The 21,676-nt window shown below is 67.7% G+C and carries 17 protein-coding genes and 1 tRNA gene; 7 read left to right on the top strand and 11 right to left on the bottom strand.

Annotation, left to right across the window (positions count from 1 at the left end; all coding sequences use genetic code 11):
* Nucleotides 1-45: 45 nt before the first annotated feature.
* From hpt to dacB, 4 genes are all read right to left on the bottom strand, one after another.
* Nucleotides 46-672, bottom strand: a complete 627-nt coding sequence (gene hpt, locus AC5Y2L_RS27755) for a hypoxanthine phosphoribosyltransferase (RefSeq protein WP_499935469.1) — start codon at nucleotides 670-672, stop codon at nucleotides 46-48.
* 181 nt (nucleotides 673-853) lie between these two features.
* Nucleotides 854-1,825 carry a tRNA lysidine(34) synthetase TilS gene (gene tilS / locus AC5Y2L_RS27760; RefSeq protein WP_499935418.1) on the bottom strand — a complete coding sequence of 324 codons (972 nt, stop codon included), beginning with the start codon at nucleotides 1,823-1,825 and terminating at the stop codon, nucleotides 854-856.
* Nucleotides 1,804-2,850 carry a zinc-dependent metalloprotease gene (locus tag AC5Y2L_RS27765; RefSeq protein ID WP_499935471.1) on the bottom strand — a complete coding sequence of 349 codons (1,047 nt, stop codon included), beginning with the start codon at nucleotides 2,848-2,850 and terminating at the stop codon, nucleotides 1,804-1,806. Before AC5Y2L_RS27765 ends, tilS begins: the two co-directional genes overlap by 22 nt.
* Complete coding sequence (gene dacB, locus AC5Y2L_RS27770) at nucleotides 2,847-4,229, bottom strand: D-alanyl-D-alanine carboxypeptidase/D-alanyl-D-alanine endopeptidase (protein ID WP_499935420.1); 1,383 nt, start codon at nucleotides 4,227-4,229, stop codon at nucleotides 2,847-2,849. Before dacB ends, AC5Y2L_RS27765 begins: the two co-directional genes overlap by 4 nt.
* Nucleotides 4,230-4,329: 100 nt before the next feature.
* Here dacB and AC5Y2L_RS27775 point away from each other — a divergent pair, with 100 nt between their 5' ends.
* Nucleotides 4,330-4,818, top strand: coding sequence for an inorganic diphosphatase (locus AC5Y2L_RS27775; RefSeq protein ID WP_499935472.1), 489 nt, complete (start codon nucleotides 4,330-4,332; stop codon nucleotides 4,816-4,818).
* On the opposite strand, the gene AC5Y2L_RS27780 is transcribed toward AC5Y2L_RS27775, so the two are convergent.
* Nucleotides 4,799-5,902 carry a DUF475 domain-containing protein gene (locus tag AC5Y2L_RS27780; protein ID WP_499935421.1) on the bottom strand — a complete coding sequence of 368 codons (1,104 nt, stop codon included), beginning with the start codon at nucleotides 5,900-5,902 and terminating at the stop codon, nucleotides 4,799-4,801. The genes AC5Y2L_RS27775 and AC5Y2L_RS27780 overlap by 20 nt on opposite strands.
* Before the next feature lie 102 nt (nucleotides 5,903-6,004).
* Here AC5Y2L_RS27780 and AC5Y2L_RS27785 point away from each other — a divergent pair, with 102 nt between their 5' ends.
* Genes AC5Y2L_RS27785 through AC5Y2L_RS27795 form a run of 3 tightly spaced genes read left to right on the top strand, consistent with a single transcriptional unit; the run spans nucleotide 6,005 to nucleotide 8,373 of the window.
* Nucleotides 6,005-7,282 carry a hypothetical protein gene (locus tag AC5Y2L_RS27785; RefSeq protein ID WP_499935473.1) on the top strand — a complete coding sequence of 426 codons (1,278 nt, stop codon included), beginning with the start codon at nucleotides 6,005-6,007 and terminating at the stop codon, nucleotides 7,280-7,282.
* Between the two features lie 33 nt (nucleotides 7,283-7,315).
* Nucleotides 7,316-8,029 (top strand): polyprenyl-phospho-N-acetylgalactosaminyl synthase PpgS, encoded by a 714-nt coding sequence (gene ppgS, locus AC5Y2L_RS27790; RefSeq protein WP_499935422.1) that lies wholly within the window; start codon nucleotides 7,316-7,318, stop codon nucleotides 8,027-8,029.
* Nucleotides 8,026-8,373: a DUF2304 domain-containing protein gene (locus AC5Y2L_RS27795; protein ID WP_499935424.1), complete on the top strand. Its 348-nt coding sequence runs from the start codon at nucleotides 8,026-8,028 to the stop codon at nucleotides 8,371-8,373. Before ppgS ends, AC5Y2L_RS27795 begins: the two co-directional genes overlap by 4 nt.
* 55 nt (nucleotides 8,374-8,428) lie before the next feature.
* On the opposite strand, the gene AC5Y2L_RS27800 is transcribed toward AC5Y2L_RS27795, so the two are convergent.
* Nucleotides 8,429-9,373 (bottom strand): NAD-dependent epimerase/dehydratase family protein, encoded by a 945-nt coding sequence (locus AC5Y2L_RS27800; RefSeq protein ID WP_499935425.1) that lies wholly within the window; start codon nucleotides 9,371-9,373, stop codon nucleotides 8,429-8,431.
* A gap of 32 nt (nucleotides 9,374-9,405) precedes the next feature.
* Here AC5Y2L_RS27800 and AC5Y2L_RS27805 point away from each other — a divergent pair, with 32 nt between their 5' ends.
* Nucleotides 9,406-11,205, top strand: coding sequence for a hypothetical protein (locus AC5Y2L_RS27805; RefSeq protein ID WP_499935427.1), 1,800 nt, complete (start codon nucleotides 9,406-9,408; stop codon nucleotides 11,203-11,205).
* Between the two features lie 155 nt (nucleotides 11,206-11,360).
* On the opposite strand, the gene AC5Y2L_RS27810 is transcribed toward AC5Y2L_RS27805, so the two are convergent.
* Nucleotides 11,361-11,433: transfer RNA gene (locus AC5Y2L_RS27810), tRNA-Thr, on the bottom strand.
* A gap of 44 nt (nucleotides 11,434-11,477) precedes the next feature.
* Entirely contained in the window at nucleotides 11,478-12,692 is a 1,215-nt protein-coding gene (locus AC5Y2L_RS27815) for a DNA polymerase III subunit delta' (protein WP_499935428.1), read from the bottom strand.
* A 112-nt stretch (nucleotides 12,693-12,804) separates the two neighbouring features.
* Between AC5Y2L_RS27815 and AC5Y2L_RS27820 the strand changes: the two genes are divergently transcribed.
* Nucleotides 12,805-14,505: an adenylate/guanylate cyclase domain-containing protein gene (locus tag AC5Y2L_RS27820; RefSeq protein WP_499935429.1), complete on the top strand. Its 1,701-nt coding sequence runs from the start codon at nucleotides 12,805-12,807 to the stop codon at nucleotides 14,503-14,505.
* Between the two features lie 341 nt (nucleotides 14,506-14,846).
* Here the strand turns inward: AC5Y2L_RS27820 and topA are convergent, their stop codons facing one another.
* The 3 genes from topA to cspA all read right to left on the bottom strand — a co-directional run bounded on the left by topA (nucleotide 14,847) and on the right by cspA (nucleotide 18,871).
* The gene (topA, locus tag AC5Y2L_RS27825; RefSeq protein WP_499935431.1) at nucleotides 14,847-17,660 is read right to left on the bottom strand and encodes a type I DNA topoisomerase; all 2,814 of its coding nucleotides are present in this window, start codon (nucleotides 17,658-17,660) and stop codon (nucleotides 14,847-14,849) included.
* Between the two features lie 210 nt (nucleotides 17,661-17,870).
* Nucleotides 17,871-18,461, bottom strand: coding sequence for a hypothetical protein (locus tag AC5Y2L_RS27830; protein ID WP_499935432.1), 591 nt, complete (start codon nucleotides 18,459-18,461; stop codon nucleotides 17,871-17,873).
* A 206-nt stretch (nucleotides 18,462-18,667) separates the two neighbouring features.
* On the bottom strand, nucleotides 18,668-18,871 hold the full coding sequence (gene cspA, locus AC5Y2L_RS27835) for a cold shock protein CspA (protein WP_007166602.1): 204 nt from the start codon (nucleotides 18,869-18,871) through the stop codon (nucleotides 18,668-18,670).
* A gap of 294 nt (nucleotides 18,872-19,165) precedes the next feature.
* Between cspA and AC5Y2L_RS27840 the strand changes: the two genes are divergently transcribed.
* Nucleotides 19,166-21,481 carry a DEAD/DEAH box helicase gene (locus AC5Y2L_RS27840; RefSeq protein ID WP_499935433.1) on the top strand — a complete coding sequence of 772 codons (2,316 nt, stop codon included), beginning with the start codon at nucleotides 19,166-19,168 and terminating at the stop codon, nucleotides 21,479-21,481.
* Nucleotides 21,482-21,676: the final 195 nt, after the last annotated feature.

The following is a 21,676-nucleotide window of genomic DNA, read 5'->3' on the forward strand; positions in this document are numbered from 1 at the left end:
GGCGATCGCGAGCGCGGCGCAGCCGGGCGACGCGGGTCGCCACCATCACTGTTGGTAGACGCGGGGGTCGAGCGTCCCGATGTAGGGCAGGTCGCGGTAACGCTCGTCGTAATCCAGCCCGTAACCGACCACGAAGTCGTTGGGAATGTCGAAGCCCACGTAGGTGATCTCCGCGTTGGCGCGCACCGCGTCGGGCTTGCGCAGCAGCGTGCACACCTGTAGCGAACGTGGATGCCGGGTGGTCAGATTCCGCGACAGCCACGACAACGTCAGGCCGGAGTCCACGACGTCCTCGACGATCAACACGTCGCGGTCGTTGATATCCCGGTCGAGGTCCTTGAGAATCCGCACCACACCCGACGAGGACGTCGATGACCCGTAGGAGCTGACCGCCATGAACTCGAATTGGGTGGGCAGGGGAATCGCCCGAGCCAGGTCGGTCACGAAGATCACCGCGCCCTTGAGCACGGTAATCAACAGCAAATCCTGACCCGTTTCGGCGACGACGCCGCGGTAGTCATTGCCGATCTGTTCGCCGAGTTCGGCGATGCGCGCCTGAATCTGCTCCTCGGTGAGCAGCACGGACTTGATGTCTCCCGGGTAAAGCTCCGGGGCTTGTCCGGGGGTGATCGCCGAGGAGCTCTGGGCCACGACCACAGAGTGCCACGCCATCCGGCGAACAACCAACTGGTCAGTCGCGCCCGGTGCCTCCGGATCCGTCGAAACTGCGCTCACGGCGCCGAGCCTGAACCCAGGGCCATGGTTTGGCGAATCGGGAAGCCCTCACCGCAGTCTCGGCGCGGCAAAACCCGACCGGGCCGCAGTCTCGGCGCGACGACGCCCAACCGGGCGGCTACACCGGCTCGCGTCGCAATGTCAGCAGGCCGTCGTGTCGCCCAGCGATCAGTCGCTGCCCGCGCAGCGGCGAGCCCACGGCGACACCACCTTGACCGCGCCAGGCCGTGACCAGCGTGTCCACCCCACGGATCTGCTTGTCGGTCAGTCCGGTCGCGCCACCGGCCAGCAGCCAGCCGCGGATCACCCGGCGCCGCACCGGATCGGGCAGCGCTGCCAGGGCCTGAGCCTGCAGCCCGGACCCAGCCGTGACGTCGGGCAGCGCCTGGGCGGCCAGTGCGTCGATCAGGTCGGTGTCCTCGCGCAACGCCGTCGCGGTGCGCGCCAACGCTTCGGCGACTCCGCCACCGAGCACGTCTTCCAACAGCGGCAGCACTTCGTGGCGCAGCCGGCTTCGGGTGAAGCGGCGGTCGCTGTTGTGTGGGTCCTGCCACGGAGTCAGGCCCAGCTCCTGGCACGCCGCGTGGGTGACGCTGCGCCGTACCCCCAGCAGCGGCCGGCACCACGGCGGATCGTAGGGGCGCATCCCGGCGATCGAGCGCGCTCCCGAACCCCGGCCCAGGCCGAGCAGCACCGTCTCGGCTTGATCGTCGAGGGTGTGAGCCAACAGCACCGGCCCGTCACGCCAGGCGTTCAGCGCGGCATAGCGGGCCGCCCGGGCGGCTGCTTCGGGGCCGCCACCTTGACCGGAGGAGTTTTCGACCTGAACGCAAACCACTTGCGCCGCAACGCATCCCAGCGCGATAGCTTGCGATCGTGCGGTTTCGGCGACGGCCGCGGAATCGGGCTGCAGACCATGGTCCACGATGGCCGCCGTAGTAGGTCGCAGCTGCGCCGCAACCGCGGTCAGGGCCAACGAATCCGGGCCGCCGGACAGCGCCACGCACCACGGGTCATCCGTGCCCAGATAGGTCCCAATGAATGCCTCGACAGCCGCGCGCAGCTGCGCTACAGCACTCGGTCGATCCATCGTTGCGGCTCGTCGATTTCGTCCGGCAACGGCAGCGCGTCCGGGCCCGACCAGATGGCGTTGAACCGCGGCATGCCGACCCGGTCCACCACGTGGTCGACGAACACCTTGCCGCGGGTGTACTGGCTGAGCTTGGCGTCGATGCCCAGCAGTGCGCGTAGCACTCGTTGCAACGGTGGTTGCCTGCGCTGGCGACGCTCGTCGAACCGGCGCCGGATGGTGGCCACCGACGGCACCACCATTGGGCCGACGGCGTCCATCACGTGTTCGGCGTGGCCTTCCAGCAGCGTGCCCAGCACAAGAAGCTGATCCAGGGCTTTGCGCTGCGGCTCGGACTGCACGGCCCGTACCAGGCCGAGAATCCCCGACGAGCCGCCGTGCGCTGCCGCATCACCGCGGTTGCGGACGAACTCGGCCAGCCGGCTAGCCACCTGGCCTAGGTCATCGCCGACGTCTTGGGTCAGCATTCCCAGCGCCTGCGACATATACCCGGCCAACCACGGATTGGCGGTGAACTGCACCCGGTGGGTCACCTCGTGTAGGCACACCCACAACCGGAAGTCGGAGGGCTCGACGCGCAGCTGACGCTCGACGGCGAGGACGTTGGGATACACCAGCAGCAGACAGCCCTGTCGGGCGGCCGCAAACGGGTCGTATTGACCCAAGATCCCCGACGACACGAACGCCAGCACCGCGCCCGTCTGCGCACCGGTGATCCGGCCGGTCCAGAAGCCCCGCGGCTTTTCGCTCCCGTTCGTCATCACCCGCATCGACTCGGCCGCGGCGGCCACCCACTCCGAGCGGTCCACGACACGGGCCGGAGCGACGTCATCGTCGGTGACCAGGCCGGTGACGTCGCGGACCGGCGGTTCGGCTTTTGCGGCCGCCCTGATCAGCTCGTCGATGACCTGGCGGCGGGTGTACTCGGTGGCCGCGGGCCCCGGCCGGGCCAGCCGTTGGCCGACGGTGGCGGCGAATCGCCAGTCGACAGCGGTACCGATGGTCAGTTCAGAGGACGGGGTCACGTGCACCCACATGTCCACAGCTTGGTCGCCAGGGCATCCATCACGTTGCGGCCGTTGGGGCCGGCGTTGTTGGAGATGAACGCGAAGGTCAGCACTCGTCCGCTGCTGTCGGTGAGCACGCCGACCAGCGCGTTGACGGCGGTCAGCGAACCGGTTTTGGCGCGCAGCCAGCCGGCCGGGCCAAGGTTGGTGGCCTGGTCGAGAAAGCGGTCGGACAGGGTGCCGCTGCCGCCGGCGATCGGTAGCAGGTCCAGCAGCGCGCGCAACGACGGCTGATCCGGGCCGGCGGCCGCTTGCACCACACCGTCCAGCGTCTTGGCCGTCAGCCTGTCGTTGACCGACAACCCGCTGGAATCGGCCAGCGCGAGGCCGCCGGTTTCGACGTGTGCGGTGCTCAACCGGTTGGTCACGGCATCGACCGCGCCGGTGAAGCTCTGCGGACGGTTGATCGCGCCCGCCACCTCGCGGCCGATGCATTCGGCCATCACGTTGTCGGAGTGGTCCATCATCTGCGACAGCCGCTGGATCAGCGGCGCCGACTGCACCACGGCCAGTTGCCGCGCGCCGGTGGGTGCGGTGGCGAGGCTGACCGCGTTGGGGTCCAGGCCAAGGGCCTTGGCCAATTCCCGTCCGGCGTCCAGCGCGGGCGTCCGCGACCGGCGCGAATTGACCGTCGTCGGCTGGATTCGCCCGGCGTCGATCATCACCGCCTCGATCGGCGCGATGTCACCGTTGTCGACGTCGGCCGGGTCCCAGCCCGGTGCCATCGTCGGGCCGCTGAACGCGTGGGCGTCGACCTGGACCGACGTCGGCGTCATGCCGCTGCGATGGATCTGCTCGACCAGGTCGCTGATCCGGGCGGCACCGCGATACCAGGTGTCCACACCGGGGGGCGCGGCCGACAACACCGGATCGCCCGCACCAACCAGCACCACCGGGCCCTGGGCGTTCTGACTGCCGGCCACCACCCGGGTGCTGATGCGGGCCTCACGGTCCAGCGTGAGCAGTGCCGCCGCGGCCGTGAGCACCTTGTTGGTCGACGCCGGCACCAACGGCACCTCAGCGGCTACCTGCCACAGCTCCTTGGCGGTCATCGCGTCGGTGATACGACCCCCGAAGGTGCCCAGGTTGGGGTCGGCCGCGATCGGCGCCAAGGCGGCCGCCAGCGCTGCCGGGCTGGGGACCGCGGCGGTGTCCGGCGCCGGGCTCATGCCAGGCTTGACCGTCGGCGGCCGCGGCGGCGGGACCGTCGAATGGGCGCCACTGGAGCCGTGAGCACTGGTGAAGTACGCCGCCGCCGCCACCACGGCCGCGATCAACACCAGCACGGCCACCGTGACGATCGCGTAGGTGGATTTCCGCCAGCGAGTAGGACCCATCACTCTCCTGACTTGTCTGGGTCCATTCTGCCGAACCTGCGGCCGGAAGCTCGACTAGGGTTGACCCGCGACTGAACCACCCATCCAAGGAGCCATGACGGTGCAATTCGACGTGACCATCGAAATTCCGAAAGGCCAGCGCAACAAGTACGAGGTCGATCACGAGACCGGCCGGGTGCGGCTGGACCGCTACCTCTACACGCCGATGGCCTACCCCACCGACTACGGCTTCATCGAGGACACCCTCGGCGAGGATGGCGACCCGCTGGACGCGCTGGTGTTACTGCCCCAGCCGGTATTTCCCGGGGTGCTGGTGGAAGCCCGCCCGGTGGGGATGTTCCGGATGGTCGACGAGGCCGGCGGCGACGACAAGGTGCTCTGCGTTCCGGCCGGCGACCCCCGCTGGGAGCACATCCAGGACATCGACAACGTTCCGGCCTTCGAGCTGGACTCGATCAAGCACTTTTTCGTGCACTACAAGGATTTGGAACCGGGCAAGTTCGTCAAGGCGGCGGACTGGGTGGGCCGGGAGGAAGCCGAAGCCGAGGTGCAGCGTTCGGTGGAGCGGTTCAAGGCTGGGGGGCACTGACCAGCTCGGCGTCGGAATGGTCCTGCGCTTGCCGTCGGTTGCGCCGCACGCTCCAGGTGAACGCCGCCGCGATGACCACCACGCCCACCGAGGCGGTGAGCACCTCGGGAATGTGGATTCGCTGCTCGACGGAGATCAACATGATGGTGGCCAGCGCCCCGATCGCCCAGTGCGCGCCATGCTCTAGGTACACATAGCGCTCCAGCGTCTCCTGGCGGACCAGATAGATGGTGATCGACCGGACAAACAGCGAGCCCACCAATCCCAAACCCAACGCCATGATGATCGGGTCCGACGTGATCGCGAATGCGCCGGTGACGCCGTCGAACGAGAAGGCGGCGTCCAGGACTTCCAGGTAGAGGAACAACGCCAGTCCGGCCTTGCCGCCCGCCGGGCCCGAGTCCGCCAGCCCGACGTTGGCCGGCCGGAACGAGCGGCTCAACGCGTTGACGACCAGATAGGTCAGCATGCCCACCAGACCGGCCGTCAGCACCGTCGCACGCTGTTCGCTGGAATGCGTCAACTGCGTGCCGACCAGGATCAGCGCAGTCCCCGCCACCACTACCGACAACCGGCCAACCCGCCCAATTCGGGCGAACGGGATCTCAATCCATTTGAGCCACTTGATATCTCGGTCGTGAAAGATGAAATCAAGAAACAGCATCAACAGAAATGTGCCGCCGAAGGCCGCGATCTGCGGGTGCGCCAGCATAAGCAGCTTCTCGTAGCTGGGCGAGCCGTCCGGGAATTCCAGCGCGCCGTTCGGCGGCGGGTTGAGCGCCAGCTTCATGGCCCGCATCGGATCGAGGCCCGCGGTCGCCCAGACAATCGCCAGCGGGAACAGCAGCCGCATGCCGAAGACGGCGACGACGATCCCGATCGTCAAGAACATCTGCTGCCAGAACGGGCTCATCCGCCGCAGAATTTCGGCATTGATGATGGCGTTGTCGAACGACAGCGACACCTCGAGGGCGGCCAGCACCACCAGCAGAAACAGCGCGTCGAGCCCGCCGTGCCAAAACCCGGCTGCCAACGCCAGCGCGGTGCACAGCAGCGAGATGGCGAACGTGCGGAATGTGGTCATGGATCCTTCCGACAGCCACTGGAGAATAGCGACGCCGGGTTACCGGTTGGGTTCGTGCGACGGGCCGAACAGCGTGCGCACCTAGTATTTCGTTCTGTGGCGATGCCCGAAGTCGGCGGTACCCAAGCCTCCACGGCAGCCGCTGGGCCGATCGCGCGTGCCAGCGTGGCCCGGGTCGGTGTGGCAACCGCCCTCACCGCGCTGTGTGGCTACGCGGTGATCTATCTGGCCGCCCGCGATCTGGCGCCGACCGGCTTCTCGGTGTTCGGGGTTTTCTGGGGCGCATTCGGCCTGGTTACCGGCGCCGCCAACGGCCTGTTGCAGGAAACGACTCGGGAAGTTCGGTCGACGCTCTACCTCGACGCTCTGCCCGACCCGGACCGACCCCGTGCGCACCCGGTGCGCGTGGCCGCTCTGGTCGGCACCGCGGCGGCTGTGGTGATCGCCGGCAGTTCGCCGCTGTGGGGCGGGCGGGTCTTCGTCGAGCAGCGTTGGCTGTCGGTGGCGCTGCTCAGCGTCGGGCTGGCCGGGTTTTGCGTGCATGCCACCCTGCTGGGCATGCTGGCCGGCACCAATCGGTGGACGCAGTACGGAGCGCTGATGGTCACCGACGCGGTCATTCGGGTCACCGTCGCCGCGACGACGTTCGTGGTCGGGTGGGCGCTGACCGGGTTTCTCTGGGCCACCGTCGCGGGCGCCGTTGCCTGGCTGCTCATGCTCGCGACTTCGCCGTCGACACGGGCCGCGGCGCACCTGCTCACACCCGGCACCACCGCCACCTTCCTGCGCGGCGCGGCGCATTCGATCACCGCCGCCGGCGCCAGCGCGATCCTGGTGATGGGGTTTCCCGTGCTACTGAAGCTGACCAGCAACGAACTCGGGGCCGCGGGCGGCGTCGTCATCCTGGCCGTGACATTGACCCGCGCGCCGCTGCTGGTGCCGCTTACCGCCATGCAAGGCAACCTGATCGCGCATTTCGTCGACGAGCGCAGCCACCGGATCCGGGCCCTGGGTGCACCGGCGGCAATCATCGGGGGCATCGGCGGGTTCGGGGTGCTGGCCGCCGGCGTGGTGGGGCCGTGGGTGCTGCGGGTGGCGTTCGGACCGCAGTACCTCGCCAGCAGCGCACTGCTGGCGTGGCTGACTGCGGCCGCAGTCGCGATCGCGATGCTGACGCTGACCGGGGCCGCCGCTGTGGCGGCCGCCCTGCATCGGGCCTACTCGCTGGGCTGGGTCGGCGCGACGGTGGCGTCGGGTATGTTGCTGCTGCTGCCGCTGCCGCTGGAAACCCGCACCGTCGTCGGCCTGCTGTGCGGGCCGCTGGTGGGAATCGGTGTCCATCTGTTTGCACTGGCCCGCGTCGGACGTGTAACCCGCTGAACTGCCGTAGCGGCGTGTACCTTGTGGGCATAAATGGCTTGGAAAATGAACTCTGAAGCGCGCTACCCCGACGTCTGGATAGTCGTTCCCGCATTCAACGAAGCCGCGGTCATCGGCGAGGTGATCGCCGATCTGCGCTCGGTGTTCGACCACGTCGTCTGCGTGGACGACGGCAGCACCGACGGCACCGGGGACATCGCCATGCGCGCCGGGGCTCACTTGGTGCGTCATCCGATCAACGTCGGGCAGGGCGCGGCCATCCAGACCGGCGTCGAGTACGCCCGCAAGCAACCGGGGGCGCGCGTATTCGCCACCTTCGACGCCGACGGCCAGCACCGAGTCAAGGACCTGGCTGCCATGGTCGAGCGGCTGGCGTCCAGCGACGTCGACATCGTTATCGGCACCCGGTTCGGCGGCTCTGAGACCGCCCGGCCGCCGTTCCTGAAGCGGATCGTGCTGCGGACCGCCGCGCGGTTGAGCAGACGCGGTCGGCGGCTGGGCCTCACCGACACCAACAACGGCCTGCGAGTGTTCAACAAGAAGGTCGCCGACGGGCTGGACATCACGATGAGCGGGATGAGCCACGCCAACGAGTTCGTGATGCTGATCGCCGAAAACGGGTGGCGGGTTGTTGAGGAACCGGTCGAAGTGTTGTACACCGAGTACTCGAAGTCCAAGGGCCAGCCGCTGCTCAACGGGGTGAACATCATTTTCGACGGGTTCCTTCGAGGGAGGATGCCGAGATGAATTGGATTCAGGTGCCCTTGATCGGGTCGATCATCGCCCTGCTGGTCTACCTGTTGCGGTCGCGGCGCAATGCGCGGTCGCGCGCCTGGGTCAAGGTCGGCTACGTGTTGTTCGTGCTCGCCGGGATTTATGCGGTGCTGCGGCCGGCCGACACCACGGTGGTCGCGCACTGGTTCGGCGTGGGCCGCGGCACCGACCTGATGCTCTACGCGCTGGTCATGGCGTTCAGCTTCACCACGCTGAGCACCTATATGCGGTTCAAGGACCTGGAGCTGCGCTACGCGAGACTCGCCCGGGCGGTTGCCCTCGAAGGCGCGCAAGAACCCGTCGCCGAGCAGACATAAAAGCACCTGTTTTCGCACGAAATCGGGGGATTTTGCGTCTGCTCGCCCGGGGCGTCTACCCCGCGCGCAATCGCCGGAAGTACTCCACCGTGCGGCGCACCCCTTCGTCCAACTCGACTTGCGGACGCCAGCCCAAAACCCGTTCCGCCAACCCGATGTCGAGGCACGATCGCTTGAGGTCGCCCAGCCGCGGCGGCGCAAACTCCGGATCGTCGGGTCCCCCGACCGCCGCGGCCACCACGGTGTGCAGCTGCCGGTCCGAGGTCTCTATGCCGGTGCCGATGTTGAAGCGCTGCCCACCGCCGACATCGCCGCCGGCCTTGACGAACGCGTCCACCACATCGTCGACGAACACGTAGTCGCGGGTGTTGGTGCCGTCGCCGAACACCTTGGTGGGCGTGCCGGCCAGCAGCGCCTGCGCAAAAATCGCCACCACGCCGGCCTCCCCGTGCGGATCCTGCCGCGGGCCGTAGACGTTGGCCGGTGCGATGTGCGAACAATCCAGCCCGTAGAGATGGCGGAAGGTGTTCAGGTAGATCTCACCCGCCACCTTGCCGGCCGCGTACGGCGAAGCAGGGTCCGTAGGCACTGCCTCGCTCGTCGGAAACCGCGTGGGGGTGCCATAGATCGATCCGCCCGACGAGGTGTGCACGACCTTGCGGACGCCGGTGTTGCGCGCCGCCTCGGCCAGGCGCACGGTGCCGACGACGTTGACCTCCGCGTCGAATTGCGGGTTGGCCACCGAACGCCGGACGTCGATCTGGGCCGCCAGGTGGAACACCACCTCGGGCCGGTGCTCGTCGAAAATGCCCTGCAGGTCTGCTGTGACGATGTCGGCCTCGACGAACACATGCGCGGGATTGTCGACCAGATGCTCGAGGTTGGTCGCCCGGCCGGTGGCGAAATTGTCCAGACCGACCACGGTGTGGCCGTCTGCCAGTAGACGATCGACCAAGGTCGATCCGATGAACCCGGCTGCCCCGGTGACCAGTGCGCGCACCGGCCCACCATACCGACCGGTAAGAAATAACCATGCTCACCGCGACCACTCGGATGCCGCGGGTGGCGCTGGCCGCTGCCGTGCTGATCGCCGTGCAGCTGGTGATCCGCGCGGTTCTGGCGTTCGGTGGCTACTTCTACTGGGACGACCTGATCCTGGTCGGCAAGGCCGGCACCGAGGGACCGCTGTCGCCGTCGTACCTGTTCGACGACCACGACGGCCACGTGATGCCGGCCGCCTTCCTGGTGGCAGGCGCAATCATCCGGCTGGCGCCGCTGAACTGGACGGGACCGGCGCTCAGCCTGGTGGTCCTGCAGCTGCTGGTCTCGCTGGCGCTGTTGCGGGCGCTGTACGTGATCCTGGGCTGGCGTCCGGTGCTGCTGATTCCGTTGACGTTCGCACTGTTCACGCCGCTGGCGGTGCCGGGGTTCGCGTGGTGGGCGGCGGCGCTGAACTCGCTTCCGATGCTGGCGGCGCTGGCGTGGGTGTGTGCGGACGCGGTGCTGCTGGACCGCACCGGCAACCGGCGCTACGCGGCCACAGGTGTGCTGGCGTATCTCGGCGGATTGCTGTTCTTCGAGAAGGCCGCCGTGATCCCGTTCGTGGCCTTCGCTGTGGTCGCACTGCTGCGCCACGTGCGCGGTGAGACCGGCGTCGTGCGTTCGGTATGGCGGGCGGGCCTGCGGCTGTGGGTGCCGTCGCTGGCCTTGACCGCCGGCTGGGTAGCGCTGTATCTGCGCGTGGTGGATCAGCAGCGGTGGAGTTTGGACCTGGCGATGACGTGGGGTCTGCTGCGCCGTTCGATCACGCACGGCATCGTGCCTGGTTTGGCCGGCGGACCCTGGCGCTGGGAACGCTGGGCCCCGTCCTCGCCGTGGGCGACGCCGACGCCGGTGGTGATGACGCTCGGCTGGCTGGTATTAGCCGGGCTGTCGGCGGTGTCGCTTATCCGCAAGCAACGCATCGGGTTGGTGTGGCTGACGGCGGGCGGCTATGCGATCGCCTGCCAGGTACCTATCTACCTGATGCGGTCCTCTCAATTCACCGCCCTGGAATTGGCCCAGACGCTGCGTTACCTTCCCGACCTCGTCGTCGTGCTGGCGTTGCTGGCCGCCGTCGCGTTCACCGCACCCAACCGGCCACCCAACCGGCCATGGTCGCACTGGCTGGACGCCTCGGCGCAACGCTCTTTGCTGACAACGGGTTTGGCGGGGTTGTTCCTAGCCAGCAGTCTGTATTCGACGGCTACCTTTTTGTCCAGCTGGCGTGACAACCCCGCCAAACCCTACCTGGTGAATGCCCGCACGAGTTTGGCTGCCGCGCGGGCGGATTCGACTGCGCCGCTGCTGGACCAGGAGGTCGATCCGATGGTGCTGCAGCGCGTCGTCTGGCCAGAGAACCTCGCCAGCCACATGTTCGCCCTGCTTCGCGATCGCCCGGAATTCGACACGGCGACAACGAAACTGCGGATGCTGGACTCCTCCGGGCGGCTGGTCGACGCTCAGGTGACCTGGGTTCGCATCATCGTGCCCGGTCCGCAGCCGCAATGCGGGTACTTCGTCCAGCCGGACGCGCCGACCTGGCTGATGCTCGACGGGCCGCTGCTACCCGCCGACTGGACCGTCGAACTCAATTACCTGGCCAACACCAACGGGTCGATCACACTGTCCTTGACCGACGGACCGAAAGTGAAGGTGCCGGTGCGGCCGGGACTTAACAAGGTCTTCACCAGGCTGCCCGGCGCCGGAGGCGCGATCGCCGTGCAGGTCGATACCACGGCACTGTCGCTTTGTATCGCGTCGGGACCGGTGGGATTCTTGGCGCCGGTGTAGCGAGCTGAAGCCCGCTGGCGCATGCCACGACAATGCTCGCCGAGCCAGTTGTGAGCCTTGAGCAGATCGTTGACTCTGCACTCACGGCGTGGACTACTCGCACTTATGCGCCGTGGACGCAGAGCCAACGCCAAAAACAGAGCCGCCAAAAACAGAGCCGCCTAGGAGAATCGAACTCCTGACCTATTCATTACGAGTGAATCGCTCTACCGACTGAGCTAAGGCGGCATGCCCGCACACGGGCGGCACGAGTCTACGGCAGGCGGGCTGACTCACCCAAGTTCCTGGCCGATGGCGGCGACCATGGCGTCGACGGCGAACTTCGGTTTGACGTTGATGGCCAGCGCTTCCCGGCATTCCAGCACCGCCTCGATGCAGCGCAGCAGCCGCTCCGGCGGGGCGTGCGCACCCAGCGCCGCTACCCGGTCGGCCATATCGGGATGGTTGGGCCGCACCTCGCGGGCGTCGGCGGCGATCACCAAGGCGTCGCGGAAATACGTCGCCAAGTCGACCAGCGCGCGATCCAGCGCGTCACGCGATGCTCGCGTCTGGCGGGACTTCTGCCGTCGCTCGAGATCCTTGATCGCTCCGGCGGCGCCGCGCAACGCCGAGGCGGTGCCCTTTCCGGTGCCGCCCGCCCCGAGAGCCGTTCGCAGCTCCTCGGTTTCGGCTTCGGCACGATCCGCGGTCAGCGCTATCGCCTCGGCTTCGGCCGCAGCGACCAGCTCTTCGGCGGCCGCGTATGCCCGCGACGGCACGACGGCGTCGCGCACCAGTCCCAGCGCCCGCTCACGTCGTTGGCGCGCGTCGGGGTCGGTGGCCAGCCGGCGCGCCCGCCCCACATGTCCACCGCTTACCGACGCCGCCCAGTTCGCGGTGTCCGGGCCCAGCCCGTCGCTGTTGATCAAGACCCGGGCGATCGCCTCGGCCGACGGCGTCACCAGCGCGACATGCCGGCACCTGGACCGCAGCGTGACCGCGATGTCCTCCGGGTCCACCGACGGCGCGCACAGCAGAAACACCGTCGAAGGTGGCGGCTCCTCGACGACCTTGAGCAGCGCATTGGCGGCGCCCTCGGTCAACCGGTCGGCGTCCTCGATCACCACAATCTGCCAGCGCCCGGTGGTCGGGCGACGCGAGGCGATCTGCACGATGGCGCGCATATCGTCCACGCCGATGGACAGGCCTTCGGGAATGACCCGTCGGACGTCGGCGTGGGTGCCGGCCATTGTCGTCGTGCACGCCCGGCAGCGCCCGCATCCAGGGCCGCCGTCGGCCGAATCCGCAGTACATTGCAGCGCGGCGGCGAAACATAAGGCCGCGACCGAGCGGCCCGAGCCCGGCGGCCCGGTGATCAGCCACGCATGTGTCAAACTCCCCCGGCCCGCGGAGCTGTGAGTCGAATCACCCCGGGCCGAGCGCGCGGCGGCGAGCAGCTCAGCCTCCACGGCCTCCTGACCTACCAGCCGCGTAAACACTCCGGACATCATCGGCAACAGTAGTGAGACGAACCGACAGATACCGATCGGCCACCGTTTCGCGACAATTCCGTGATCTTCGGCATCTTTCGTCGACGGCGGACGACTTGCCGAGGCGGAATTGGGTTTTCGACAAGTCACCACCGACCGATACGGTGGTTTCGTGGCAACCCAGGCGGCGGCACTGCCCGGGCGGATTAGCGGGTTCGTCCGGTGGGTGGTGCGCACCCCGTGGCCGGTGTTTTCGCTGAGCATGCTGCAGGCCGATATCATCGGCGCCCTCTTCGTGCTCGGCTTCCTGCGCTACGGGCTGCCGCCCCAGGACCGCATCGAGCTGCAGGACCTGCCACTGCTGAACCTGGTGATCGTCGTAACGTCGCTGGTTGCCGTTTTCCTGGCCGGCTTCGTGGTGAACGTGAGACTGCTGATGCCGGTTTTCCGCTGGCAGCGACGCGACAATCTGCTCGTCGAATCCGACCCGGCCGACACCGAGGTGGCTCGTACCCGCGCGCTGCGGATGCCCTTCTACCGGACGTTGATCAGCATGGCGTCCTGGGCGGTCGGCGGCGCGATATTCATCGTCGCCAGCTGGTCGGTCGCCAGATACGCCGCGCCGGTCGTGGCGGTCGCCACCGCACTGGGCGCCACGGCGACGGCGATCATCGGCTACCTGCAGTCCGAGCGGGTGCTGCGGCCGGTGGCGGTCGCGGCCCTGCGCAGCGGTGTGCCGGAGAATGTCCAGGCACCCGGCGTCATCCTGCGGCTGATGCTGGCCTGGATCCTGTCCACCGGGGTGCCGCTGCTGACGATCGTCCTGGCCGTGGTGGCCGACAAGGCCTCCCTGCTGCGCGCCAAGCCCGAGTCGCTGTTCGACCCCATCCTGCTGCTGGCCTTGGCGGCGCTGGGGATCGGCTTGGTCAGCACCCTGCTGGTGGCGATGTCGATCGCCGACCCGCTGCGTCAGCTGCGCTGGGCGCTGTCGGAGGTGCAGCGCGGCAACTACAACGCCCACATGCAGATCTACGACGCGAGCGAACTGGGCTTGCTGCAGGCCGGCTTCAACGACATGGTGCGCGACCTGTCCGAGCGGCAGCGGCTGCGTGACCTGTTCGGTCGTTACGTCGGCGAGGACGTGGCCCGTCGGGCCCTGGAGCGCGGTACCGAGCTGGGCGGGCGGGAGCGCGACGTCGCGGTGCTGTTCGTCGACCTGGTTGGCTCGACCCAACTGGCGGCGACCAGGCCGCCCGCCGAGGTCGTGCACCTGCTCAACGAGTTCTTCCGGGTGGTGGTCGACACGGTGGGCCGGCATGGCGGATTCGTCAACAAGTTCCAGGGCGACGCCGCGCTGGCGATTTTCGGTGCGCCGATCGAACATCCCGACGGCGCCGGCGCCGCGCTGGCCGCCGCGCGTGAGTTGCACGACGAGCTGCTACCGGTGCTGGGTTCCGCCGAGTTCGGCATCGGCGTATCGGCCGGTAGGGCGATCGCAGGCCATATCGGCGCTCAGGCGCGCTTCGAGTACACCGTGATCGGCGACCCGGTCAACGAGGCCGCCCGGCTGACTGAGCTCGCCAAACTCGAGGAAGGCCATGTGCTGGCGTCGGCGATCGCGGTCAGTGGCGCCCTCGACGCCGAGGCGCTGTGCTGGGACGTCGGGGAGGTCGTCGAGCTGCGTGGCCGCACCGCGCCCACTCAGCTGGCACGTCCGCTGAATCTGGCGGGTCCGGATGACGTGGCGACTGCCCACGCTGAGACCGACGCCGCCGGGCCTACTCCAGAAGAGGCCGCCCCTGAAGAGGCATCCAGCGAAGTCGGCCGTTGACGGACGTCAGTCGGATGGGCCTTCGATCGCGCTGCCTGCTTTGAGAGTAAAGCCACGGTTTTCAGTGTGAGCCTATGGCTTTCAGTGTGAAGCTATGGCTTTCAGCGTGAGCCTAGGGCGGCCTGACGGCGAAAACGCCGCCCTGGCTTCACACACGCCGCCCTGGCTTCACACGCGAAGCGGTGGCTTCACACCGAAAGCCCTGGTTTCACACCGAAAGCCCTGACGCGCGCCTGGGCGCCGGAGACGTCCTTCCACGACGCCCGAGCAGGCCAAATTGTCGCTCGGGAGCGGGCAACCGTTGACGCTTCCGCCCCCCGGCGCATAAACGGCGAGACTGACTACGAGCGCTTGGCCGCTTTCTTGGCCGGGGCCTTGCGGGAAGTCCGTTTGGCCGGCCGCTTCGCGGGGCCGCGGGCGCGCCGGTCGGCCAGCAACTCGGCGGCACGCTCGTCGGTGATCGACAGCACGTCGTCGCCCTTGCGCAGGCTGGCGTTGGTCTCGCCGTCGGTGACATAAGGCCCGAACCTGCCGTCCTTGATCACCATCGGCTTTCCCGACGCCGGATCGGTCCCCAGCTCGCGCAGCGGCGGCGCTGAGGCGCTTGCCCGGCCGGAACGTTTCGGCTCGGCGTAGATCTTCAGGGCTTCGTCGAGCGTGATGGTGAATATCTGGTCTTCGGTGGACAGTGAGCGAGAATCGTTGCCGCGCTTCAGGTATGGGCCGTAACGCCCGTTCTGCGCGGTGATCTCCTCGCCCGACGCGGGGTCCACGCCGACCACCCGGGGCAACGACAGCAGCTTCAACGCGTCTTCCAGCGTCACCGTCTGCAAGTCCATGCTGCGCAACAATGAGCCGGTCCGCGGTTTCGGTCCGGTCGGTTTCTTGCCCTTCTTGGCGCCCTGGTTGCCTTCGTCACCATCATCGGGCCGCTCGGGCAAGATCTCGGTCACATACGGCCCGTACCGGCCGTCTTTGGCGACGATCTCGTGGCCGGTGGCTGGGTCCACGCCCAGCACGCGCCCCTCTTGCGGGGTGGCGAACAGCTCTTCGGCGAGCTCTAAGGTCAGCTCGTCAGGGGTGATGGAATCGCTCAGGTTGGCCCGCTGCGGCGTGGGCTCGCCGTCGTCGTTGGACACAAAGCGTTCCAGGTAGGGCCCGTTCTTACCCACCCGAACGTAGATCGGGCGGCCCTGCGCGTCGTCAAACAGCTTGATGGAGTTGACTTCTCGAGCGTCGATGCCTTCCAGGTTGACGCCGACGAGCTTCTTCAGCCCGCCCGAGCGCGCCACCGAGTCCGGCACCCCGACGTCACCACCGAAATAGAAGTTGTTGAGCCAGTTGGTGCGCTGCTGGTTGCCCGACGCGATCGCGTCGAGCTCGTCTTCCATCGCCGCGGTGAACCCATAGTCGACGAGCCGGCCGAAATGTCGCTCCAGCAGGCCGGTGACCGCGAACGCCACCCACGACGGCACCAGGGCGCTGCCCTTCTTGAAGACGTAGCCCCGGTCCTGGATGGTCTTGATGATCGACGAATACGTCGACGGCCGGCCGATGCCCAGCTCCTCGAGGGCTTTGACCAGCGACGCCTCGGTGTAGCGCGGCGGCGGGTTGGTGGCGTGTCCGTCCGGGGTCAGCTCGACCGCATCCACCCGCTGACCTTTGGTGAGATGCGGCAACCGGCGCTCGGCGTCGTCGGCCTCACCACCGGCCAATTCGTCCACCGTCTCGACGTATGCCTTGAGGAACCCCGGGAAGGTGAGCGTGCGCCCAGACGCGGAGAACACGACCTGCTGCGCTCCGGACGTGCCTTCGATCCGCAGGCTCAACGTGGTGCCGCGCGCATCGGCCATCTGCGATGCCACCGTGCGCTGCCAGATCAGCTCGTAAAGCCGGAATTCGTCGCCGTCCAGCTCGCGCCGCACGGCGTCCGGGGTGGCGAACGTCTCGCCCGCCGGCCGGATGCCCTCGTGTGCCTCCTGGGCGTTTTTCACCTTACGGGTGTACTGACGCGGCGACGGGGAAACGTACTCCGCGCCGTAGAGCTGGCGGGCCTGCGTGCGTGCGGCGTTGATCGCCGACTCCGACAGCGTGGTCGAGTCGGTACGCATGTAGGTGATGTAGCCGTTCTCGTAGAGCCGCTGGGCGATGCTCATGGTCCGCTCCGCGGAGAACCGCAGCTTACGGCCGGCCTCCTGCTGCAGCGTCGACGTCATGAACGGCGGATACGGACGCCGGGTGTAGGGCTTTTCCTCCGCCGACGCCACGGTCAACTGGGCACCGTGCAATCCGGCAGCCAGCTCGGTCGCGCGCGCCTCGTCGAGCACGGTGACTTCCGCGACCTCGCGGCTTCCGCGCAGCACGCCCTGAGAGTCGAAATCGCGTCCCGTCGCCACGCGCATGCCATCGACATTGGTCAGCCGGGCGTTGAAGGTGGGCGGCTGTGCTTCCGGGTCGGTCACACTGGCGTCCAGCTTGGCCAGAATGTCCCAGTACGACGCGCTGCGGAACGCCATCCGGTCGCGTTCCCGCTGCACGATGATGCGGGTGGCCACCGACTGTACCCGGCCGGCCGACAGCTTGGGCGCGACCTTCTTCCACAGCACGGGGCTGACCTCGTAGCCGTACAGCCGGTCCAGGATGCGGCGGGTCTCCTGCGCGTCGACCAGGTCGATGTCCAGGTCGCGCGGATTTTCGGCCGCCTCGAGGATCGCCGGCTCGGTGATCTCGTGGAAAACCATCCGTTTGACCGGAATGCGCGGTTTCAGGGTCTCCATCAGGTGCCAGGCGATCGCTTCGCCTTCGCGGTCGCCATCCGTGGCCAGATAGAGCTCGTCGACGTTCTTGAGCAGCCCTTTCAGCTCGGTGACGGTGCTCTTCTTCTCCGGGCTGATGATGTAGAGCGGTTCGAAGTCGGCGTCGACGTTGACGCCAAGGCGGGCCCAGGGCTCGGACTTGAACTTCGCGGGCACATCCGCCGCGGCGCGCGGCAGGTCGCGGATATGTCCCCGCGACGACTCGACGATGTACGCCGGACCCAGGTAGCCGGCTAGTTTGCGCGCCTTCGTCGGCGACTCGACAATGACAAGTCGCCGTGGGCTCCCATTTCGGCCGCCAGTAGTGCCCGTTCGGCCTCGAGTAGTCGGGTCAGGCAACTGCGATTACGCTCCATCTCTGTATTCCGGCCCCTGACGGGACCACCCGTAGCAGGGATGACGGTGGTCCTGACGTGCAGATGCATTCCAGGCGATCCGGGTCCGTCGGCGTCCCTCCGCCTGCGGGCACCTGACAATTTCGCACCCTTTGGTGGGCCCGCGCAAACTGGGTGCCAGCAGACTCCCCGCGTTTGGGACGCCGGCGGGCCGCTAAACCCGCGGCCATTGCGACAACGCTTCCGCGCTATCCGGCGGTTCCCCCACGTTCTCTACCAGGCGCGATAGCCTGCGCCGGCCGCTGATCCGCAGGGCCGGGCGAGCTCCGCGGGTGCCGATCAACGTAGGCGCGATGCCGACCCGCATCAGCGCCGACGCGAGCGGCGAATGGGTGTCCGGCGCGTGCGGATCCAGGCCCAGCAGATAGCGATCGGCCTCGGGAGTGCCCGCCGCCAGGGTCCAGGCCCGCAACTCCCGCGGGCCGGGCAGCCAGCGCGGCGGTACGGTCTTGACCGCGCCGCGCGTCCATTCGGCGGCGATGCTGCGCAACAACGGGCTGACTTCGGTCCTGACCAGCGGGTTGTCTTCCTCGCTGCGGGAGATCTCGGCCGCCAATCCGGCTTCCTGGATCATCTCGGCCAGCGCCTCTGCGCGCCATGGCTCATCCACGACGACCGAGAGCCGGGCGCCCTGCATGTCGCCGCTGTTGACCAGCACGATCTGACCCGTGGCCGCCAGCACACCGGCGAGGTCGGCGACCGCGGGCGGTACCGACTCGGCGGTGAAGAAGGAGAGCTGGCTCACGTCACCGACAGTAGGCCAGGGAGACGAGTCCCGGCTTGAGGTTTTCGGCGCGGCGGTCTTCAGCTCGCTGGTCGCAGCCCACCGGCGAGCAGACGCAAAATCCCCTATTCCGGCTCGAAAATGGCGATTTTGTGTCTGCTCGCCACGACTACCTCAAACGAAAACCCCCCGGATCGCGCCGGGGGGTTTCGTCAGCTTCTGCCCGCTTAGACGGAGCGGACGCCGGTGGCCTGGGGGCCCTTAGGGCTGTGGCCGATCTCGAACTCGACCTTCTGGTTTTCTTCAAGGGTGCGGAAGCCCGAACCCTGGATCTCCGTGTAGTGGACAAAAACATCCGCGGAACCATCCTCAGGGGCGATGAAACCGAACCCCTTCTCCGCGTTGAACCACTTCACAGTTCCCTGTGGCATTTCTCGATCTTTCCTTTTCTTCTGGGTGCGGTGCACCGCCTTTCGGTGCCCCGGGCCAAGCTGCGACCGCCATACCTCGCGGAGTCGCCGGAACTTCACCCGACCGATAACCTCGCAGGAACCGCGGCCGCAACGTCGATCCTGCGAAAGTTTGACACGAACACAGAAGCTGCGACCGGGATCAGTCAACCATGTTCCACGCGTCGGCGACAGTTCCTTGGCGGGCGAAGGGATGGTGAATTTACGTCAGCGTCATACCGGACACCCCGCTAGGCACGCGCAGAAAGGCTTGGGATGGCCAGCTTCGGCAGCGAATTGCTGACCGTCGCGCTCACCGGCACCCCACCGGGCGAGCGCCCGCTGCGCCATGTCGCCGAGCTGCCGGCGCGCAGCGGCCGGCCCCACCGGTGGCCGGAGTGGGCCGAGCCCGACGTGGTTCGCGCGTTCGCCGACCGGGGCATCGTCGCTCCGTGGTCGCACCAGGTCCACGCGGCCGAGTTAGCGCACGCCGGCCGTCATGTGGTGGTGAGCACCGGCACCGCGTCGGGAAAATCCTTGGTCTACCAACTTCCGGTGCTCAACGCGCTGGCCACCGACCCCGCGGCCCGAGTGCTGTACCTGTCGCCGACGAAAGCGCTCGGCCACGATCAATTGCGCGCCGCGCACGCTCTGACCACCGCCGTCCCACGACTGGCCGACGTCGCGCCCACCGCCTACGACGGTGACAGTCCCCCCGAGGTGCGCCGCTTTGCCCGCGAGCGCTCCCGCTGGCTGTTCTCCAACCCCGACATGGTGCATTTGTCGATATTGCGCAACCACGCCCGCTGGGCGGTGCTATTGCGCCGTCTTCGCTACCTTGTGGTCGACGAATGTCACTACTACCGCGGTGTTTTCGGCTCGAACGTGGCCATGGTGCTGCGTCGCCTGCTCCGGTTGTGCGCGCGCTACTCGGCCGAGCCGACGGTGATCTTCGCCAGTGCGACGACGGCAGCACCTGGAGCGACAGCCACCGAACTCATCGGCCGCCCGGTCATCGAGGTGACCGAGGACGGATCACCGCAGGGGGCACGCACCGTGGCGCTGTGGGAGCCGGCGCTGCGCACCGACGTCACCGGCGAGAACGGCGCCCCGGTGCGACGGTCCGCGGGCGCCGAGGCCGCGCGTGTGATGGCCGACCTGATCGCCGAAGGCGCGCAGACCCTGACATTCGTGCGGTCGCGGCGTGCGGCGGAACTGACCGCGCTGGGCGCCCAATCCCGGTTGGGCGAGATCGCTCCCGAGCTATCGAACACGGTGGCGTCGTATCGAGCCGGTTACCTCGCCGAAGACCGCACCGCACTCGAGCATGCGCTGGCCGAGGGCAGGCTGCGCGGTTTGGCCACCACCAATGCCCTGGAATTGGGTGTCGACATCGCCGGGCTGGATGCCGTTGTGCTGGCCGGGTTTCCAGGAACGGTCGCCTCGTTCTGGCAGCAGGCCGGCCGCTCCGGTCGACGGGGACAGGGAGCGCTGGTGATGCTGATCGCCCGCGACGACCCGCTGGACACGTATCTCGTCCATCATCCAGCGGCGCTGCTGGACAAACCGGTCGAGCGGTCCGTGATCGATCCCGCCAATCCTTACCTGCTCGGACCCCAGTTGCTCTGTGCTGCAACCGAATTGCCGCTCGAGGACGCCGAGGTCCGAGCGTTGGGGGCCGAGCAGGTGGCTGAGGACCTGGTCGACGACGGGCTGCTGCGGCGGCGCAACGACAGGCTTTTTCCCGCGCCTGGCCTCGAACCCCATGCGGCGGTGGATATTCGAGGTTCAACGGGCGATCAGATCATGATCGTGGAAACCGGCACGGGAAGGCTGCTGGGCAGCGTCGGTGTCGGCCAGGCTCCGGCGACAGTCCATCGGGGGGCGGTGTATCTGCATCAGGGCGAAACGTATGTCGTCGACTCGCTGGATATCGCGGACGGCATCGCCTTCGTGCATGCGGGCGATCCGGGCTACGCGACGTTCGCGCGGGAAGTCACCGACATCTCGGTCACCGGTTCCGGTGAGCGCTCCCGGTTCGGCGATGTCACCCTGGGCCTGGTGCCGGTGACCGTCACCCACCAAGTGGTCGGCTATCTGCGTCGGCAACTCAGCGGGGAGGTGATCGACTTCATCGAGTTGGACATGCCCCAACACACCTTGCCCACCGTCGCGGTGATGTACACCATCACGCCGGAAGCTTTGATACACAACAATATTGAGCTACCTCGAGTCCCCGGGTCGTTGCACGCCGCCGAGCACGCGGCCATCGGACTGCTGCCGTTGGTGGCCAGCTGCGACCGCGGCGATATCGGCGGGATGTCCACTGCCATCGGGCCCGATGGTCTGCCCAGTGTGTTCGTCTACGACGGCTATCCGGGTGGGGCGGGATTCGCCGAACGCGGCTTTCGCCAGGCCAGCACCTGGCTGAATGCCACCGCCGCGGCCATCGAGGCCTGCGAATGCCCGAGCGGATGTCCCTCGTGCGTGCAGTCGCCCAAGTGCGGCAACGCGAATGATCCGTTGGACAAGGCCGGTGCCGTGCAGGTGCTGCGGCTGGTGCTCGGGGCGCTGGCCGGGGAATCACGCTGAGAAATCCGGCGGATGGCGACCGACCCCTCGACGGTCGACCTCCACGGGATGACGAGCGGTCGGAAAGCGCGACCCGCTCGTAAGCCCGACGCTGCGGGCGCAGAGGAAACTACCTCGTTCCAACCGGTCTGCGCAAATTCCTAGGGCGCACGAATCCGTCCGTTCCAGGCGGCAGTGCCGGCGGCGGCCCGCTTC

It is taken from the genome of Mycobacterium sp. NGS66 (assembly GCF_059812225.1).